This window comes from Gordonia amicalis NBRC 100051 = JCM 11271, from assembly GCF_000332995.1.
GTDB lineage: Bacteria > Actinomycetota > Actinomycetes > Mycobacteriales > Mycobacteriaceae > Gordonia > Gordonia amicalis.
The window spans coordinates 1-533 of the sequence record NZ_BANS01000091.1; the positions used below are offsets into that span (position 1 = coordinate 1).

Consider the following 533-nt stretch of genomic DNA (forward strand, 5'->3'; position numbering starts at 1 on the left):
GGTCGTCCGCCGGCCTCGACCACGCCGTTACGAGCATCCAGAGCCCGGCGACATGATCCACGTCGATATCAAGAAACTCGGCCGGATCCCCAACGGCGGCGGACACCGCAAACTCGGACGCACGATCGGTAACCGCAACAACAAGAAGAACGGTCGCGGCTACGCCTTCGTTCATCACGCCGTTGATGACCACACCCGACTGGCCTACTCCGAGATCCTCGGCGACGAACGTAAAGAGACCGCCGCCGGATTCTGGTCGCGTGCGAACGACCTACTTCAACAGTCACGGAGTCACCGTCAAACAGGTACTCACCGACAACGGATCCTGCTACCGCTCACACCTTTTCAAGCAAACCCTGGGTCCCGAGATCACGCACAAACGTACCCGTCCGTACCGACCACAAACCAATGGCAAAGTCGAACGATTCAACCGGACGCTGAACCAGGAATGGGCCTACGCCCAGACCTACCTGTCAGACGAGGCCCGCGCCCAGACCTACCAGGACTGGGTTCATCACTACAATCACCACAGA

Annotated in this window: 1 pseudogene; it reads left to right on the plus strand. The window is 59.5% G+C overall.

Going from position 1 to position 533, the window contains the following annotated elements:
• Positions 1–533 (plus strand): annotated as a pseudogene (locus tag GOAMI_RS22275) (integrase core domain-containing protein); the annotation flags it as partial.